This is a genomic window from Pseudomonas sp. E1MeOHC2 (assembly GCF_058745025.1).
In genome coordinates this window covers 4,805,063-4,823,610 of the sequence record NZ_CP196675.1, presented here as the reverse complement: position 1 = coordinate 4,823,610, position 18,548 = coordinate 4,805,063, and the positions used below count along the sequence as shown (strand labels likewise).

The 18,548-nt window shown below is 62.4% G+C and carries 18 protein-coding genes; 13 read left to right on the top strand and 5 right to left on the bottom strand.

The annotated features are described in order from the left end of the window. Positions 1–11: 11 nt before the first annotated feature. A complete protein-coding gene (locus tag ACSSU5_RS21875; RefSeq protein WP_264313652.1) occupies positions 12–551 on the bottom strand; it encodes an RrF2 family transcriptional regulator in 540 nt (179 codons plus the stop codon). A 75-nt stretch (positions 552–626) separates the two neighbouring features. Beyond that, entirely contained in the window at positions 627–2,006 is a 1,380-nt protein-coding gene (locus tag ACSSU5_RS21870) for a trimethylamine monooxygenase (RefSeq protein WP_492559797.1), read from the bottom strand. 539 nt (positions 2,007–2,545) lie between these two features. Here ACSSU5_RS21870 and ACSSU5_RS21865 point away from each other — a divergent pair. Both ACSSU5_RS21865 and ACSSU5_RS21860 read left to right on the top strand, forming a co-directional pair. Then, positions 2,546–3,748: an NAD(P)/FAD-dependent oxidoreductase gene (locus tag ACSSU5_RS21865; protein WP_264313654.1), complete on the top strand. Its 1,203-nt coding sequence runs from the start codon at positions 2,546–2,548 to the stop codon at positions 3,746–3,748. A 228-nt stretch (positions 3,749–3,976) separates the two neighbouring features. Then, positions 3,977–5,602, top strand: coding sequence for a methyl-accepting chemotaxis protein (locus ACSSU5_RS21860; RefSeq protein ID WP_264313655.1), 1,626 nt, complete (start codon positions 3,977–3,979; stop codon positions 5,600–5,602). 122 nt (positions 5,603–5,724) lie between these two features. Here ACSSU5_RS21860 and ACSSU5_RS21855 read toward each other — a convergent pair whose 3' ends face one another. Continuing rightward, on the bottom strand, positions 5,725–7,128 hold the full coding sequence (locus ACSSU5_RS21855; protein ID WP_492559796.1) for a purine-cytosine permease family protein: 1,404 nt from the start codon (positions 7,126–7,128) through the stop codon (positions 5,725–5,727). 317 nt (positions 7,129–7,445) lie between these two features. Between ACSSU5_RS21855 and ACSSU5_RS21850 the strand changes: the two genes are divergently transcribed. From ACSSU5_RS21850 to ACSSU5_RS21810, 9 genes are all read left to right on the top strand, one after another. After that, on the top strand, positions 7,446–7,931 hold the full coding sequence (locus tag ACSSU5_RS21850; protein ID WP_492559795.1) for a flavin reductase family protein: 486 nt from the start codon (positions 7,446–7,448) through the stop codon (positions 7,929–7,931). A 66-nt stretch (positions 7,932–7,997) separates the two neighbouring features. Then, positions 7,998–9,038: an LLM class flavin-dependent oxidoreductase gene (locus ACSSU5_RS21845; RefSeq protein ID WP_492559794.1), complete on the top strand. Its 1,041-nt coding sequence runs from the start codon at positions 7,998–8,000 to the stop codon at positions 9,036–9,038. A 315-nt stretch (positions 9,039–9,353) separates the two neighbouring features. Then, a complete protein-coding gene (locus ACSSU5_RS21840) occupies positions 9,354–9,950 on the top strand; it encodes an amino acid synthesis family protein (RefSeq protein ID WP_003256068.1) in 597 nt (198 codons plus the stop codon). Between the two features lie 68 nt (positions 9,951–10,018). Then, a complete protein-coding gene (locus ACSSU5_RS21835; RefSeq protein ID WP_264313659.1) occupies positions 10,019–10,852 on the top strand; it encodes an alpha/beta fold hydrolase in 834 nt (277 codons plus the stop codon). Beyond that, positions 10,849–12,330, top strand: coding sequence for an aldehyde dehydrogenase (locus ACSSU5_RS21830; protein ID WP_264313660.1), 1,482 nt, complete (start codon positions 10,849–10,851; stop codon positions 12,328–12,330). The genes ACSSU5_RS21835 and ACSSU5_RS21830 overlap by 4 nt, the downstream gene beginning before the upstream one ends. A gap of 13 nt (positions 12,331–12,343) precedes the next feature. Further along, positions 12,344–12,829: a flavin reductase family protein gene (locus tag ACSSU5_RS21825; protein ID WP_264313661.1), complete on the top strand. Its 486-nt coding sequence runs from the start codon at positions 12,344–12,346 to the stop codon at positions 12,827–12,829. A gap of 105 nt (positions 12,830–12,934) precedes the next feature. Continuing rightward, positions 12,935–13,324 (top strand): carboxymuconolactone decarboxylase family protein, encoded by a 390-nt coding sequence (locus tag ACSSU5_RS21820; RefSeq protein WP_232884454.1) that lies wholly within the window; start codon positions 12,935–12,937, stop codon positions 13,322–13,324. 89 nt (positions 13,325–13,413) lie between these two features. After that, positions 13,414–14,178 carry a GntR family transcriptional regulator gene (locus tag ACSSU5_RS21815; protein WP_264313662.1) on the top strand — a complete coding sequence of 255 codons (765 nt, stop codon included), beginning with the start codon at positions 13,414–13,416 and terminating at the stop codon, positions 14,176–14,178. Between the two features lie 2 nt (positions 14,179–14,180). Next, positions 14,181–14,744, top strand: a complete 564-nt coding sequence (locus ACSSU5_RS21810; RefSeq protein ID WP_264313663.1) for an NUDIX hydrolase — start codon at positions 14,181–14,183, stop codon at positions 14,742–14,744. Positions 14,745–14,819: 75 nt separating this feature from the next. On the opposite strand, the gene ACSSU5_RS21805 is transcribed toward ACSSU5_RS21810, so the two are convergent. Together ACSSU5_RS21805 and ACSSU5_RS21800 are read right to left on the bottom strand one after the other, a co-directional pair. Further along, positions 14,820–15,452, bottom strand: coding sequence for a LysE family translocator (locus ACSSU5_RS21805; protein WP_264313664.1), 633 nt, complete (start codon positions 15,450–15,452; stop codon positions 14,820–14,822). A gap of 66 nt (positions 15,453–15,518) precedes the next feature. Beyond that, on the bottom strand, positions 15,519–16,133 hold the full coding sequence (locus tag ACSSU5_RS21800) for a LysE family translocator (RefSeq protein ID WP_264313665.1): 615 nt from the start codon (positions 16,131–16,133) through the stop codon (positions 15,519–15,521). 111 nt (positions 16,134–16,244) lie between these two features. Between ACSSU5_RS21800 and ACSSU5_RS21795 the strand changes: the two genes are divergently transcribed. After that, positions 16,245–16,697 carry an Lrp/AsnC family transcriptional regulator gene (locus tag ACSSU5_RS21795; RefSeq protein WP_264313666.1) on the top strand — a complete coding sequence of 151 codons (453 nt, stop codon included), beginning with the start codon at positions 16,245–16,247 and terminating at the stop codon, positions 16,695–16,697. Positions 16,698–17,049: 352 nt separating this feature from the next. Then, positions 17,050–18,459: a purine-cytosine permease family protein gene (locus tag ACSSU5_RS21790; protein ID WP_492559793.1), complete on the top strand. Its 1,410-nt coding sequence runs from the start codon at positions 17,050–17,052 to the stop codon at positions 18,457–18,459. Positions 18,460–18,548 lie beyond the last annotated feature (89 nt).

The window sequence follows — 18,548 nt, the reverse complement described above, 5'->3', positions numbered from 1 at the left end:
AGCAGGTAGACCTAGACCTGACTCACCGGGATATCACCGCCACCCTTGCCATCCCGCCGCTCGCCCATCCAGTCATTGACCTGCTGACCGAACTCGGCAGGCGCCTTGCGCCCGAAGCGCCGCGCCAGGTCGAGGATGGTCTGCTGCGCCAGTGCGTCCTCCATACGCTTCTGCGCACTCAACATCACCGCATGAATCGCACAGGTGCCTTCTGTCGCCCAACCGGGAGGTGAGCCGTCGAACAACGTGCAACGCTCACGAATCTCACGGCAATCGAAGATCTTCTTCGGCCCGTCGATGGCAGTGACAATATCCAGCACGGTGATCTCATCCGACGGCCGCGCCAGGCGGAAACCACCGCGCACACCTTCGGTGGCAGCCACCAGGCCCGCGCGGGCCAGCTTGGTGAACACCTTGGCCAGGTATTCCTGAGGTACGCCTTGCAGCGCCGCGAGGTCGCGCACGCTGGACTCACGCGTGTCACCGCGCTCATCCACCAGGTACAGCAGGCAATGGATGCCGTATTCGACGCCTGCACTGTAAAGCGACATATCAATCTCCGACCAACTTTGTCGCAAATAATACCCGCGTGGTGCCCGCAGCGCAAAGCAATCAGCGTGGGGGCCCTACACGCGCAGCACCTTCACCACACCTTTGTTGCCGTCCGTTTCGCGCAAGTACTCCTGCAGCGAGTCGTCCATCGCCTTCATCCAGCGGGTATGGTGGGGCACCGCTTTCGTGCCCGTAATCACCGAGCGGTACGATTTGTCACGGTACCCCATGATGTCGTGCTTCTTGTCACACTTCCATTGCAGGAAGATGCGGTTCACCGCATCGATATCGAAGCGCGGGTAATCGGTCTGCTCGATCAGGTGCTTGATGTAGCGGCCTTGGAATTCATACATCGAGGCCGTGGTTTGCAGGCGCTCCTCCTCCTCGCGCCAGCGCTCGCTGTCGGCTTGCATGCCCGCCTTGGGCGGCAGCTTGATGCGCCCCAGCATGTAGTCGCGTGCAAACCATGCCTGTGCGTCGAACAGGTTGAAGCTGTACCAAAGGTCCTGCATGCCCAGGTACATCAACTGCGGGTTTTGCTCCCACACCACGCCTTGGTAGAGCCCCGCAGGCCACAGGCGGTTGTTGGTCTTGAGGGTTAGCTCATCCGGCAGGAACGGGAAGTGATGCTGATAGCCCGTGCACAGGATGATCGCATCCACGCGCTTGCTCGAGCCATCGGCGAAGAACGCCAGGTCGTTTTCGACCCGCACCAGTTGCGGACGCTCTTCCCACCCCTTGGGCCATGTGTAGCCCATCGGTTGCGTGCGGTAGGCCGTGGTGATCGAGCGCGCGCCGTACTTGTAGCACTGCGAGCCGATGTCTTCGGCGGAGTAGCTGCTGCCGACAATGAGCAGGTCCTGGCCATTGAACTCCATCGCTTCGCGAAAATCGTGGGCGTGCAGGATACGCCCGGTGAAACGTTCGAAACCTTCGAACTCCGGCACGTGCGGGGTGGAGAAGTGCCCGCTGGCCACCACCACATAGTCGAATACCTGCTCGATACCAAGCCCCGCGCTGTAGTCGTGGGCGCTGACGGTGAACTCGCGGGTGTTGTCATCGAAGCTGACGTGCTTGACCGCGGTATTGAAGCGGATGTAGTCGCGCACCCCGGCCTTTTTCACGCGGCCCTGAATGTAGTCCCACAGCACCTCGCGCGGCGGGTACGAGGAGATCGGCCGGCCAAAGTGTTCATCGAAACTGTAGTCGGCGAATTCCAGGCATTCCTTGGGGCCGTTGGACCACAGGTAGCGGTACATGCTGCCGTGCACGGGCTCGCCATGTTGGTCGAGGCCAGTGCGCCAGGTGTAGTTCCACATACCGCCCCAGTCGGCCTGCTTTTCGAAGCAGACGATTTCGGGCATGGGAGCGCCCTGGGCATGGGCGGACTGGAACGCACGCAGTTGCGCAAGGCCGGACGGGCCGGCGCCGATGATAGCTACACGAAGAGTCATAGTGATTCCTGAACAGTTGAACGCTGAAAAAAATGCAAAGGCTTCCCAACCCCGAACGGCAGAAAGCCGGGGGTGGTGGAATTCAGGCGTTACGGTGCAGGTGGAGGGACGGGGCGTTTGCGCATCTGTCGGAGCAGGATGTTGACGGGCGGAATCGACAACACGTGGAACAGGCTCGAAAGCGCAGAGGGCGTCGTGGGGGTGGGCCCGTATCCATCGGCACAGGGTGCGAGATGGGGGCCTGAAGGGCGCAAGATACGTGTGATCTCGTACATGGGGGCTGCAATGGCCTCTTTTCTTTATGGTTTCTTTTTTATCTATAACGGATGGGGGTGGGGATATCAAGGTTTGCGGCCCTACCGCCCACGAGCCACCGCAGAAGAGACCTTTCTACGCGCCCACCGGGGAGCTGCCCCATGGCCGCGAAGAAAAAACTTGCAAACACAAACTCCGATCAATACAGTCGTAGTTATTCGAGAGACACCTATCGTGTGATCGAAGCCACCTTTTTCCCTCTACGACCTTTGCGGAGCACCTGCATGAAATCCAACATTCTGATCATCGGTGCCGGCTTTGCCGGTGTCTGGAGCGCCCTGAGCGCTGCTCGCCTGCTGGACCAGGCTCAACGTGAAGACGTCCGTATCAGCGTGCTCGCCCCGCAGCCCGAGCTACGCATTCGCCCACGCTTCTACGAAGCCGATGTGCATGGCATGAAGGCGCCGTTGGGCGAGCTGTTCGAGGCCGTGGGGGTGCATTTCATCTCTGGCAACGCCGACAGCATCGACGCCGACGGGCGCCGCGTGAGCTACACCGATGCCCAAGGGCAGCCCCAGCAGATCGGCTACGACCGCCTCATCCTTGCCGCCGGCAGCCACGTGGCACGCCCGGCCGTACCAGGCCTTGCCGAGCACAGCTTCGATGTCGACCAGATGGAGTCGGCCATACGGCTTGAACAGCACCTGCTGGGGCTGGCCGCCCTGCCCGCCTCCCCGGCGCGCAACACGGTCGTGGTCTGTGGTGGCGGGTTCACCGGGATCGAGACGGCAACCGAAATGCCAGCACGCTTGCGTGCCCTGCTCGGTGACGACAGCGCGGTGCGTGTGCTGGTGGTCGACCGTGGCGCCAGCGTCGGTGCCGCACTGGGCGCCGGCATCACGCCCTCGATTCAGGCCGCCTCTGCACAGGCCGGTGTCGAGTGGCTGACCGGCACGTCAGTGGTGGCGGTCGATGCCGGCGGCGTGACCCTGGGCAATGGCGAGTACATCGCCAGCAACACAGTGATCTGGACCGCAGGCGTCAAGGCCAGCCCCTTGACCGCACAGGTTGCTGGCGAACGAGACGGTGCCGGCCGTCTGCGAGTCGACGACCACCTGAAAGTGATCGGCCAGGCGCACATCTATGCCACCGGCGACACCGCATGGGCCGCCGTCGACGAGCTGGGCAACCACGCCCTGATGACCTGCCAGCACGCCATCCCTATGGGCCGCCACTCCGGCAACAATGCCGCCGCCGATTTGCTGGGTGTGGACCCGGTCATCTACCGCCAGCCCAAGTACGTCACCTGCCTTGACCTGGGTGATTGGGGTGCGGCCTACAGCGAGGGCTGGGAGCGTGAGCTGAAGCTGCACGGCCAAGAAGGCAAGGCCCTCAAACGCCAGATCAACTCGGTGTGGATCTACCCACCTGCCGCAGACCGTGCGCAGGCACTGGCCGCTGCCGACCCAATGATCGCGATCGTTTGATACTGAAAGCGGACAAACCCGTCAAAAAACGACGGTTTTGTCCGCACATGTCGTTACATTGAATGACTGGTCAATAATGATGTCGATATGCCATCATTTAAATAAAACAATTCCGAGGGTTAAGCACACACACTAAATCCGCAGCGCATCGAGAGCTGGCACCCCCCCGGTGACCCGGCCTTGCGTCCATGCTCTTGACGCCTGCACGCCACCGTCAAGGAGCATTCCATGCAGTTACGGAATATGAAGATCGGCATTCGCGCAGCCAGCGTATTCGCCCTGTTGGGCGCACTGGTGCTGGGCATGGGCCTGATCGCCCTCTACGAGACCCGGCAAATGGACAAGGCCACAGACGAAATCCGGGTCACCTGGATGCCCGCCGTGGTCGCACTCAGTGAAATCAGCAGTAACCTTGGCCGGGCCCGCGCAGTAACGCTGCGAGCGGCGCTGGACGACAATGACAGCGAACGCGAACGCAACCTCGACCTGCTCAAAGGCATCAACGCGCAGCTCACCGATGGCCTCAAGGACTACCACGACACCATCATTGCCGCCGACGACCGCGCCCTTTTCAACACCTTCAACGACGCCCACCAGCAATACCTCGATCTGCAGACACAGGTAGTCGATGCCATTTCCGCCGGGCACATCGACCAGGCCAGGCAGCAGATCAACGGCCCACTGACCCTGCACGCCGACACCATGATGAAGGCCATGGCGGCGCTGATCGCCTACAACGGCAAAGGTGCTGAAACGGCTTCGCTGCGCAGCAGCGATGTGGCTGACGAGGCATTCACCGCCATCATTGGTGCCCTGCTGGTAATCATGCTGGCATTGGCTGGCATCGCCACTGCGCTCACCCGCAGCATCGTCGTGCCCCTGGCCGATGCCCTGGCCGTGGCCGAGCGCGTGGCCACCGGCGACCTGACCCAGGACATCAAAGTCACCGGCCGCGACGAGCCGGCCCTGCTGCTGCGCGCCTTGGGCCGCATGCAAGAGAGCCTGCGCGACACCCTGCGCAAGATCGCTGCATCGTCCGATCAACTGGCCTCAGCGTCGGAAGAGCTGCACACCGTCACCGAAGACACCAGCCGTGGCCTGCACCAACAAAGTGCGGAGATCGACCAGGCCGCCACCGCCGTCAACCAGATGACCGCCGCCGTGGAAGAAGTGGCGAACAACGCGGTGAGTACCGCAGACGCCTCCAAAGGCGCCGACCGCACCACCCGCGACGGTCGCGACCAGGTCAACCAGGCGCTGGCGTCCATCCAGCACCTGGTCGAAGACGTCACCGGCACTTCGGCCGAGATCGAACAACTGGCCAACAACGCCAACGAAATCAGCCGCGTACTCGATGTGATCGGCGCGATCGCCGGCCAGACCAACCTGTTGGCGCTCAACGCCGCCATCGAGGCAGCCCGCGCCGGCGAGGCAGGCCGTGGCTTTGCGGTGGTGGCCGACGAGGTGCGCGCCCTGGCTCACCGTACTCAGCAGTCCACGGCGGAGATCGAGCAAATGATCGTGGGCATTCAGACCGGTACCGAGCGTGCAGTGACGGCCATGCACAGCAGCCAAGGGCGCGCCACGGGTACGTTGGAAGTGGCCCAGGCCGCGGGCCAGGCGCTTGAGGTGATTGCTGAAGCAATCGCTTCCATCAACCAGCGCAACCTGGTGATCGCCAGCGCCTCTGAGGAACAGGCGCAGGTGGCGCGGGAGGTGGACCGCAACCTGGTGAATATCCGCGACCTGGCAATGCAGACGTCGGCGGGAGCGAACCAGACCAGTGCGGCGGCGCAGGACCTGTCGCGGTTGGCGGTGGACCTGAATGGCATGGTTGCCCAGTTCAAGGTTTGACTCAAGATAGCTGGGGCTGCTTTGCAGCCCATCGCGGGCAAGCCCGCTCCTACAGGTTCGCGTAGTCCCTGTGGGAGCGGGCTTGCCCGCGATGGGCCGCAAAGCGGCCCCAATTGCAACTGTCAGTCGTTCACGCTGACAGCCCGCGCATTCGTAACACTCTGCCCCCGCGTCGCCAGGCAGTAATACAGCGGCACCGTCACCAGCAACCCGATCAACCAGGACAAATCAGCCCCTTCGACGATGTTCGAATACGGCCCCACATACAGCGCCGTATTGGCAAACGGCAGCTGCACCGCAATCCCACAGGCATAGGCAATAATCGCGTGGTGGTTGAAGCGGCCATAAATGCCGCCATCGGCACTGAAGATCGACGCAATGTCGTACTGGCCTTTCTTGATCAAGTAGAAGTCGATCAGGTTGATTGAAGCCCACGGCACCAACACCAGCAGCAGCGCCAGGATCAAACCAATGAACTGGCCGATGAAATCCGCCGAGGCATTCAGCGCCACCAGCCCACAGCCCAGCAAAATCACCGAAGCCAGGATCACCCGCACCTTGATGCTCGGCGTCCATTTGGCGAAGAAGGTCTGGATCGCCGTGACGATCGACAGCACCGCGCCATACAGGTTGAGCGCGTTGTGGCTGATGATGTTGAGCAGGAACAACACCATCAGGATCGGGCCCAACCAGCCAGTGGCTTGCTTGACCGCGTCCATCGCGTCGGTGCCTTCCGGCACGCACAACACCGCGACCGCACCAAAGCTGAAGCACAGGATGGTGCCCAGGGTAGCGCCGAAATAGGTGGCCCAGAACGGCTTGGCAATGCCGACCTCTTTAGGCAGATAACGTGAGTAGTCGGAGGTGTACGGCGAAAAGCTGATCTGCCAGATGGTGCCCAGCGACACGGTGGCGATGAAGCCCGACAGGTTGAACGCGCCACGGCTGAAGAAGTCAGCCGGCAACTCCTGGACGAACATCATGATGAAGCCGGCCAGCAGCGCCGAGCCCATGACCCAGGTGCCGATGCGGTTGAGGATATGGATAAAGCGATAGCCAATCACGCCAATAGCCGTCGCGCTGAGGGCGCCGATGACGATGGCCCCGGGCATCGGCACACTCGGGGCAATGCCATGAATGGTCTTGCCCGCCAGCACGATGTTGGAAATGAAGAAGCCGACATAGATCAGCGCCGTGAAGAACACGATCAACAAGGCGCCATAGCGGCCAAACTGGCCACGGCTCTGGACCATCTGCGGAATGCCCAACTGCGGTCCCTGCGCAGAAGCCAGGGCAATGACCACGCCCCCGGCAAGATGGCCCAACACAATGGCGATCAGCCCCCACAGCAGGTTGAGGTGAAACACCTGGACCACCATGGCGCCGGTAACGATGGGCAGTGGCGCAATGTTGGTGCTGAACCAGAGGGTGAACAGGTCGCGCGCCTTCCCATGGCGCTCGGCAGGTGGAACGTAATCGACCGTGTGATTCTCGACAAACTGGTGTTGCGATGACGGTTGGGACATGGTTTTCAGCTCGAAAGGTCGTTTTTATCTTTGTAAGGAAACCGCATCTAGGCGGCCTCTAAGCTGCGGACCATATTATGGTATTCCAAACTTTTGACAACACTGATTCGGCTTAAAAAACTGTAACTGATCCGGTTCAGCAGCCGACTGCGGGGCGCTGATGTTTCTTCAAGCCCCCTATTCATGCGGCTTTGCGCCATTCATCGTGATTTTGCTACCGGGGAAAATTCCGCTTGCAAATCGAGTATTACGGTATACCATCAGACACATCAACGATAAAAAACGCGGACCACCGCAGCCCTTCTGAGGTACACGAGATGATCGACGCAACCGTCTACAAGAACGTCCTGGGCTCCTTCCCGTCCGGCGTTACCGTCATCACCACCCTGGACGACGACGGCTCGGTCGTCGGCCTCACCGCCAGCGCCTTCTCTTCCTTGTCGATGGACCCGCCGCTGGTGTTGTTCTGCCCCAACTACAGCTCCGATTCCTACCCTGTGCTGATCAAGCAAAAGCGCTTCGCGATTCACCTGCTTTCCGGTGAACAGCAAGCCGAAGCCTATGCCTTCGCGAAAAAGGGCAAGGACAAGGCCACCGGCATCGAGTGGACCCTGAGCGCGCTGGGCAACCCCTTGCTGGCCAATGCCACCGCTATCATCGAATGCGAACTGTGGCGCGAATATGAAGGTGGCGACCACGCCATCATGGTCGGCAAGGTGCACAACGTGATCGTCCCCGAGCAGGCCCCGCAGCCGATGATCTATTGCCGCGGCAAGATGGCCAGCCTGCCCGCCTTCGCCTGAAGCACCTAGCCTTATTACTGACGCCTGGCGCGCCAGGCGAGACTTTCAAGCTCCGAGGAAAGCCCCATGAAATTTTCGTTGTTCGTACACATGGAACGTTGGGATGAACAGGTCAGCCACCGCCAGCTGTTCGAAGACCTGACCGAACTGACCCTGATGGCCGAGCACGGCGGTTTCAGCACCGTGTGGATCGGCGAACACCACGCCATGGAATACACCATCTCGCCAAGCCCGATGCCGCTGCTGGCCTACCTCGCCGCACGCACCGAGAAAATCCGCCTGGGCGCCGGCACCATCATCGCGCCGTTCTGGAACCCGATCCGCGTGGCCGGCGAATGCGCCCTGCTCGACGTGATCAGCAACGGCCGCATGGAAGTGGGCCTGGCCCGCGGCGCCTACCAGTTCGAGTTCGACCGCATGGCCAATGGCATGCCCGCCACCGACGGTGGCAAGGCCCTGCGCGAGATGGTGCCGGTGGTGCGCAAGCTGTGGGAAGGCGACTACGCCCACGACGGTGAGGTGTACAAGTTCCCCACCTCCACCAGCGTGCCGAAACCCTTCAACGCCGTACCGCCGATGTGGATCGCCGCGCGCGACCCGGACTCGCACAACTTCGCCGTGGCCAACGGCTGCAACGTCATGGTCACCCCACTGATGAAGGGTGACGAAGAAGTGCTGGACCTGAAAAACAAGTTCCAGGCTGCGCTGGACAACAACCCGGGTGTGCCGCGCCCGCAATTGATGGTGCTGCGCCACACCCACGTGCACAGCCCGTTCGAGCCTGAAGGCTGGAAGGTCGGCGCCCAGGCCATTTCGCGTTTCTACCGCACCTTCGATGCCTGGTTCGGCAACAAGACCGTGCCGGTCAATGGTTTCCTGGAGCCTAGCCCCGAGTCGAAGTTTGCCGAAGTACCGGCGTTCCAGCTGGAGAACATCCGCAAGAACACCATGATCGGCACGCCCGAAGAAATCATCGCGCGCATCAAGTACTACCAGGAGCTCGGTGTCGACGAGTTCAGCTTCTGGTGCGACAACAGCCTGCCCCACGCCGAGAAGAAGAAGTCGCTCGAGCTGTTCATCAACGAAGTGGTGCCGGCGTTCGCCTGAATTCCCTTTACCTGAAGTAGTTGCGGGGTCAGCCCGCTCCCGGAGGCCCATGTGGCCCCCGCGAGCGGGCATTTTTTTGAGTTTTACGGCGGCCTCTTCGCGGGGCAAGCCCGCTCCCACAAGTACCCCACAGCCATTAATACCTGTGGGAGCGGGCTTGCCCCGCGAAGAGGCCAGTACAGAAGCCGCGCAAATCAAGGGATCAAGCAACCTTTCGTCCCTCAGGATGAGATTTTTCAAGCCCCCTCTTGCGCAACAAATATTATGGTATACCATCAGACAACAAGAGCTGATAACCCTCACCAGGAGCCACCCATGAGTTTCGAAATCCGCAAGATCGTCACCTACTCCGAAGAGACCCGCATCGAAGGCGGCAAGGCCACCGACAAGCCGGTGACCATGGTCGGCCTGGCCGTGGTGATCAAGAACCCATGGGCCGGTCGCGGTTTTGTAGAAGATCTGAAGCCGGAAATCCGCGCCAACTGCTCCGAGCTGGGCGCACTGATGGTCGAGCGCCTGACCGCCGCCATCGGCGGTGCCGACAAGATCGAAGCCTACGGTAAAGCCGCCGTCGTCGGCGCCGACGGCGAAATCGAACACGCCTCTGCCGTGATCCACACCCTGCGCTTCGGCAACCACTACCGCGAAGCGGTACAGGCCAAGAGCTACCTGAGCTTCACCAACAAACGCGGCGGCCCAGGCACCTCGATCCAGATCCCGATGATGCAGAAGGACGACGAAGGCCTGCGTTCGCACTACATCACCCTGGAAATGCAGATCGAAGACGCCCCGCGTGCCGACGAAATCGTCGTGGTCCTGGGCGCTGCCGACGGCGGCCGTCTGCACCCGCGCATCGGTAACCGCTACATCGATCTGGAAGAACTGGCTGCCGAAAAAGCCAACGCTCAATAACAACAACCAAGACGGGCCGGGGCGTGGCGTGCTTACCCGCCGCGCCCGACCTTCAAGGAGCGCCCTCCATGATTCAGCCTGTCGCTGAACGTACACCGGCCGGGACCAGTTACCTGGTTCAAGGCCAGGGCCAACCCGTGGTGCTGATCCACGGCGTGGGCCTGAACAAGGAAATGTGGGGCGGGCAGTTCGTTGGCCTGGCCAACGACTATCGCGTCATCGCCTATGACATGCTCGGCCACGGCCAAAGCGCGCTGCCGGCCGCCGACACCCGTCTGGAAGGCTACGCTGCCCAGCTCGCCGAGCTGCTCGACCACCTGCAGATTGCCCAGGCAACCGTGATCGGCTTCTCCATGGGCGGCTTGGTGGCACGCGCATTTGCTCTCAACTACCCGCAGCGGCTGTCTGCGCTGGTGGTGCTCAACAGCGTGTTCAACCGCACCCCCGAGCAGAGTGCCGGGGTGATCGCCCGCGCCGCGCAGGCTGCAGAACTGGGCCCTGACGCCAACGTCGACGCCGCCCTCGACCGCTGGTTCAGCCGCGAATACAAGGCCGCCAACCCGGCCCAGGTCGCCGCCATTCGCCAGGTACTGGCAAGCAACGACCCGCACGGCTACCACACCACTTATTCGCTGTTCGCCACCCAGGACATGTACCGCGCCAGCGACCTGGGCAGCATCCAGGTGCCGACGCTGATCGCCACCGGCGAACTCGATTCGGGCTCCACCCCGGCCATGACCCGCCAGCTCGCCGCCAGTATTCCTGGCGCCCACTGCGTGGTCCTCGCCGAGCAACGGCATATGATGCCGGTGGAAGCACCGCGTGAAGTCAACAAGATGCTGCTGGACTTCCTCAAGCAAGCCCGCACCCTCACCGAATCCGCCAAGGGGATTGTTGCATGACCCTCGTACGTTTCCAGATGTGCATCGACGGCCAGTGGCTCGATGCCCAGAGCGGCAAGACCTTCGACAGCCTCAACCCGGCCACCGCCCAGGCCTGGGCGCAACTGCCCGACGCCGACGAAGCCGATGTGGAGCTGGCCGTGCAGGCCGCCCAGCGTGCTTTCGAAAGCAAAGCCTGGCGCAGCATCACCGCCACCGCGCGCGGCAAGCTGCTGCGCCGGCTGGGTGACCTGATCGCCGAGAACAAGGAGCACCTGGCCCAGCTGGAGAGCCGTGACAACGGCAAGCTGATCCGCGAAACCCGCGGCCAGGTCGGCTACCTGCCGGAGTTCTTCCACTACACCGCAGGCCTGGCCGACAAGCTCGAAGGTGGCACCCTACCCCTGGACAAGCCGGACCTGTTCGCCTACACCGTGCACGAACCGATCGGTGTGGTCGCCGGGATCATCCCGTGGAACAGCCCGCTGTACCTGACCGCGATCAAGCTGGCCCCGGCCCTGGCCGCCGGCAACACCATCGTGCTCAAGCCCTCCGAACATGCCTCGGCGACCATCCTCGAACTGGCCCGCCTGGCCCATGAGGCCGGCTTCCCGCCTGGCGTGGTCAACGTGGTCACCGGCTACGGCCCAAGCACGGGTGCAGCGCTGACCCGCCACCCGCTGGTACGCAAGATCGCCTTCACCGGCGGCGCCGCCACCGCCCGCCATGTGGTGCGCAGCAGCGCCGAGAACTTCGCCAAGCTGTCGCTGGAGCTGGGCGGCAAGTCGCCGAACATCATCTTTGCCGACGCCGACCTGGACAGCGCCATTAACGGCGCCGTGGCCGGTATCTATGCCGCCTCCGGGCAAAGCTGCGTGGCGGGTTCGCGCCTGCTGGTGCAGGACGAGATCTTCGACGAATTCGTCAGCCGCCTGGTCGAGCGTGCCAAGCGTATCCGCATCGGCAACCCGCAGGACGACGCCAGTGAAATGGGGCCGATGGCCACCGCCCAGCAACTGGCCGTGGTCGAAGGCCTGGTCGCTGCGGCCAAGGCCGAAGGCGCCAAGCTGCACCTGGGGGGCAAGCGTGCCGAGGTCGAGGGTGACGGCTGGTTCTACGAGCCCACCCTGTTCGAGTGCGACAGCAACTCGATGACCATCATGCAGGAAGAGGTATTCGGCCCTGTGGCTGCGGTCATTCGCTTCAAGACCGAGGAAGAAGCCCTGGAAATCGCCAACGACTCGCAGTTCGGCCTGGCCGCCGGCATCTGGACCCGCGACCTGGGCCGCGCCCACCGCCTGGCCCGCGACGTGCGCTCGGGGATCATCTGGGTCAATACCTATCGCGCGGTCTCGGCCATGGCGCCGATCGGCGGCTTCAAGAACAGCGGCTACGGCCGTGAAAGCGGCATCGATTCGGTGCTGGCCTATACCGAGCTGAAGACCGTGTGGATCAACCTGTCCACCGCGCCCATGCCCGACCCGTTTGTGATGCGTTAAGAGGTAGCACGAGATGATCGAACCAGGCATCTACAAAGACGTGATGGGCTCCTTCCCGTCCGGCGTCACGGTGGTTACCACCCTGGACGCCGACGGCGGCATCGTCGGTATCACCGCCAGCGCGTTCAGCGCGCTGTCGATCGAGCCGGCGCTGGTGTTGTTCTGCCCCAACTACGCCTCCGACACCTACCCGATCCTGCGCGACAGCAAGCAGTTCGCCATTCACCTGCTGTCCGCCGACCAAACTGCCGAGGCTTATGCCTTCGCCGGCAAGGGCAAGGAAAAGGCCAAAGGTATCGATTGGCACCTGAGCGAGCTGGGCAACCCACTGCTGGCCAAGGCCACGGCGATCATCGAGTGCGAACTGTGGCGCGAGTACGACGGCGGTGACCACGCGATCATCGTCGGCGCGGTGAAGAACCTGGTGTTGCCGGCCAATCCGGTCACCCCGATGGTCTATCACAAAGGCAAGCTGGGCGCCCTGCCACCGCTAGGCTGAATTTGAAATGGCTGGGGCCGCAAAGCGGCCCCAATACCCCTTTTTAGGGGCCGCGCTACCCACTCACCCTCGGTTGCGGCCCCTGTTTTGATTCGGAGCAAGGCAATGAGCAACGAAAAGTACGATAAAGGCCTGCAGATACGCACCCAAGTGCTGGGCGAGGACTACGTCAACCGTTCCATCCAAAACGCCGACGAGTTCACCAAACCGCTGCAAGAACTGGTCACGGAGTACTGCTGGGGCCATGTCTGGGGCCGCGATGGCTTGTCGCTCAAAGAGCGCAGCATGATAAACTTGGCCATGATTTCCGCGCTCAACCGGCCCCACGAACTCAAGCTGCATATCCGCGGCGCATTGCGTAATGGCCTGAGCCGAGAACAGATTCGCGAGATCCTGCTCCAGGTCGGCATTTATTGCGGCGTACCCGCGGCGGTGGACAGTTTCCGCCTGGCCCGCGAAGCGTTCGCCGAAGCCGATGCGGAGTCAACCCGTTAACAACGGGCTGTTCGAACCACCGCAAGGAGCAGCACCCGGTTCGGGGTGCTCCGCGGGTTGGCGCAACAGCCTCATAAAGAGCGCACCTGATGAAACGCCAGCCACTCGACGACAGCTTCAAGGTCAACCGCAACCCCGTTACCCTGCGCGAAATCGTGCTCGACAAGCTGCGCGCCGCGATCATGAACTTCCACCTGCTGCCAGGTGACCGCCTGGTAGAGCGCGATCTCTGCGATCGCCTCGGGGTCAGCCGCACCTCGGTGCGTGAAGCCCTGCGCCACCTGGAGTCCGAAGGCCTGGTCGAGTTCGCCGACGCCAAAGGGCCGCGCGTGGCCATCATCACCCTGGAAGACGCCCGCGATATCTACGAGCTGCGCTGCGTGCTCGAAGGCCTGATCGTGCAGCTGTTCACCCTCAACGCAAAGGCCAAGGACATTCGTGCCCTGGAACGCGCGCTGGAAGTCAACCGCGAAGCCCTTGAAGAAGGCGAACTGCAACAGGTGCTCGACTCGGTGCAAGGCTTCTACGATGTGCTTCTGGAAGGCTCCGGCAACCAGGTTGCCGCCCAGCAGCTGCGCCAGTTGCAGGCCCGCATCAGCTACCTGCGCGCCACCTCGGTGTCGCAGGAGAACCGCCGCGGCGCCAGCAACCGAGAAATGGAAAAGATCGTCGAAGCGATCAAGGGCGGCGATCCGCTGGTCGCTCACCAGGCCTCGGTCGATCACGTCCGCGCCGCCGCCAAGGTAGCCCTGGACTACCTGCGTCAGAAGCAAGATGACAACCCCAAGGTGCGCGACATGGTCGAGCCCCTGGCCCTCAAAGAGCCACGTATAGAACCCCGCATAGGCCGCTGACCATGCCCAACGCCCCGCGCTATTGCCCGCACTGCACCACAGAACTGGCCCGGGGCGTTCCCACAGGCGACACCCACGAACGCCTGCACTGCACCGGCTGCGGCTACATCCACTACATCAACCCGAAGATCATCGCCGGCTGCATCATCGAGCGTGATGGCAAGTACCTGCTGTGCCAGCGCGCCATCCCGCCGCGCCCCGGCACCTGGACCTTGCCCGCAGGCTTCATGGAAGCGGGCGAAACCACCGAACAGGCGGCGTTGCGCGAGGTCTGGGAAGAAAGCGGCGTGCATGCCGAAATCGTCTCGCCCTACTCGATCTTCAGCGTGGCCAAGATCAGCGAGGTGTACATCATCTTCCGCGCCATCGCCACGCAAGAGACCGGGCAGTTCGGGCCGGAGACCTTGGCCTACAAGTTCTTCGAGCCAAATGAAATCCCTTGGGAAGAGATCTACTACCCGGCGATACGGCAGATTCTCGAACGTTACATCCTCGAGCGCCAAGCCGGGGTGTACGGGATCTACATGGGCAATGACGACACCGGCAAGGTGCATTTCATACGCTGAATAACGGCTGCCGTTAAAAACGGCTGCCGTTCAAGGATCCGGACCAGCGCCTTATCCGCAGTTTTTACGCCTTTTTCAACGGCGCCCTTCGGCCAGCATCCGCACGGCCAGGCCGGCCAGCACGGTGCCCATCAACCAGCGCTGAACGTGCTGCCACAGCGGCCGCCCACCGAGGAACACGGCGATGGACCCGGCCATCACGGCGATCACCGCATTGACCGATACACTGATGGCAATTTGAGTACAGCCCAGCACCAACGACTGCACCAGCACACTGCCGTGACCGGGCTCGATGAACTGCGGCATCAGCGACAGGTACATGACGGCGATCTTGGGGTTCAGCAAGCTGGTGGCAAAACCCATGGTGAACAGCCGCCGCGGGCTGTCCGCGGGCAGATCGCGGACCTGGAATGGCGAGTTACCGCCGGGCCGCACGGCCTGCCACGCCAGGTACAGCAGGTACAAGGCGCCACCGATGCGCAGCACGTCGTAGGCAAACGGCACGGCCATTACCAGCGCGCTGATGCCCAGTGCAGCGCAGAGCATATAGATGACGAAGCCCAGGGCCACGCCGCCGAGGGATATCAACCCGGCATTGCGACCCTGGCAAATCGAACGGGAAATCAGGTAGATCATGTTCGGGCCTGGCGTCAGCACCATGCCCAGGCAGATCAGCGCGAACGTTAGCAGTTGGGTGATTTCGGGCATGGGGCACGTCCTGGTTGTGCGAAAAGTAGCGAGGAGTGTATCCGAGCGGCGCCAGCGCCGGTAGCTTCAGCGCAACTGCCCGGCAATCAACCCCAGGGCCACTGCGATCATCGCCATGCCTGATACCCGCCCGACCATCTTCGCCGCCCCAGGTCGAGTACTCAGTACGGCCTTGGCGCCATAGCCCACCAGCGAATAGATCACCAGCGAGCTGCACAGGTGGACCAACCCCAGCAGCAGGATCTGCAACGGCACGGGCCAGCTCGATTGCGGGTCGGTAAATTGCGGCAGCAAGGCAAGAAACAACAGGAACACCTTGGGGTTCAGCCCACTCACGCAAAAGCCCTTCAATGCCCAGCGCGAACCCGACTCCCCCACGCCATCCTGCCCCGCTTGCGGCACGCCGGGGCTCAACAGCAGGTTACCGCCCAGCCACAGCAGGTAGGTACAGCCCGCCAGGGTCAGCAACATCAACGCCAGCGGGTGCCCTGCCAGCAGGCTGCCCACGCCTGCCGCCACCACCAGGGTCGCGAGAAAATGCCCGGACAACATGCCGGCCACCGCCGGCATCACCCAGCGGCCGCGCATACCCGCCGAGATGGCGTAGGCCCAGTCGGCACCCGGGGTAATCACGAACAGCAACGACACGGCCCAGAACGCCGTCAGCACACTGATTGCCACTTGAATCTTCCTTTTATCTTGGCTTGGGATGCAGAAAGATTACGGATTCCTTCGGGGCATTTTCTTTCGTATATTCCCTGCTATCGCACAAATACTGGAAGATTCTTCTCAGTGGACAGAACTGATCGCAAAATGCTTGCCGAGCTGCAAAAAGATGGGCGCCTTTCGGTGACCGAGTTGGCGGATCGCGTGGGGTTGAGTTTGTCGCCCTGCCATCGCCGGCTAAAGGCGCTGGAAGAGTCCGGCGCCATTCTCGGCTACCACGCACGCTTGGCGCCGGCCGCACTGGGGCTGAACTTCGCCGCCCTGGTGTTCGTCACCCTGCGCGAGGTAACGCGCCAGCCGGTGGCGGACTTCGAAGCGGCGCTGGCCGAGATCCCCCAGATCGTCGAAGCGCAGCGGCTGTTCGGCGACCCGGACTACCTGCTGCACGTGGTGGCGAAGGACCTACCGGCGTTTCAGAAACTGTATGACGAACACCTGACCAGCGTTCCCAATGTGAAGCGGTTGAGTTCGACTTTGGTGATGAAAGAGGTGATTCAAGACCGGCTGTTGCCGATGTAGCTGCTCGCCTGTACTGGCCCTTTCGCGGCGGTCCGGCGCGAAAGGGCCGGCACAGGTGAACTATTTATCTGCACTGAAAACGCACACTCCGCACCATCCCGGCTCCCCCCGCCAGTACCCCGGATGACGCCAACCCCCGAGGCCCAGGCCTTCCAGCCTGGTGGCCCGGTCCTTGCTACCACTCGTCCCTTAAGCTTTTGTCAGCCTTAGGTTTTTTAAGGTTTATGGGCACATATTTACTAATTTCTCGTTATCCCCACACCCCGCATCATCCCTCCAACAAGAACGCGTCGCCCTTCGCCGGCACGCACCCGGGCAGTACCCGATGCCCTACCTTGCCTTGGAGTCAGTCATGACCAGTGCAGCCAACTCGGCACCCCTCATAGAAAAACACACGATCGGCTACGTGCCCCCGCAAGACCGCCATGGAAAGGTAAGGGATCTGTTCACACTGTGGTTCGGCGGCAACATCGCGCCGCTGCCCATCGTCACCGGCGCGCTCGGCGTGCAGTTGTTTCACCTGAACCTGGTGTGGGGCATCGTCGCCATCCTGGTCGGCCACTTGGTCGGCGGGGTGCTGATGGCGCTGCACTCGGCCCAGGGCCCACAGATGGGCATCCCACAGATGATCCAAAGCCGCGCCCAGTTCGGCTCGCTCGGCGCACTGCTGGTAGTGGTGATCGCCGGGGTCATGTACATCGGCTTCTTCGCCTCCAACATCGTCCTGGCCGGTAAGTCGCTGCATGGCGTGGTCGAGGCCGTGCCCATTCCGGTGGGTATCGTCATCGGGGCGCTGGGGTCGGGCATCATCGGCATCATCGGCTACCGCTTCATCCACGTGCTCAACCGCATCGGCACCTGGGTGCTGGGCATTGGCATCGTGGTCGGCTTCGGCTATATCTTCACCCACGTGCAGAGCGACGACTTCCTCACCCGCGGCGGCTTCAACCTGGCCGGCTGGCTGGCTACGGTGTCGCTGGCGGCGCTGTGGCAGATCGCCTTTGCCCCATATGTGTCGGACTATTCGCGCTACCTGCCGGCCGACGTCAAGGTCAGTTCGACCTTCTGGACCACCTACCTGGGTTCGGCCCTGGGTTCGAGCCTGTCGTTCATCTTCGGCGCCGTGGCGGTGCTGGCGATCCCGGCCGGCATGGACACCATGGACGCGGTCAAACTGGCCACCGGCACCCTCGGCCCGATCATGCTGGTGCTGTTCTTGCTCAGCGTGATCAGCCACAACGCCCTCAACCTGTACGGCGCGGTGCTGTCGATCATCACCCTGATCCAGACGTTCGCCTACCGCTGGATCCCCACCGCCAAAAGCCGCGCGGTGCTGTCGTTGATCGTGCTGGCAGCCTGCAGCGTGGTGGCCGTGTTCGCCTCGAAGGACTTCATCGGCCACTTCGTCGACATGGTGCTGGTACTGCTGGTGGTATTGGTGCCCTGGACCGCGATCAACCTGATCGACTTCTATGTGATCCACAAGGGTGACTACGACATCCAGTCGATCTTCAAGGTCGATGGTGGCATCTACGGGCGTTACAACCCGCAGGCACTGATTGCCTACGCAGTGGGTATCGTGGTGCAGATCCCGTTCATGAATACGCCGCTGTACGTCGGGCCGATTTCCGAGCACATCAACGGCGCAGACCTGTCGTGGCTGGTGGGGCTGGTAATTACCTCGCCGTTGTACTGGTGGCTGGCTAGCCGCGACAGTGCGTATCGTCGTCGGCAGACCAGTGCCAAACTGGCGGCGGCATAAACTACTGAGCCAGGCATCGCCCTGAGCTCGTCGCCGGGCTCAAGGGCACCCGCCTGCTCGATGCGCTGCGATGCGGCTAGTTTCGCTGC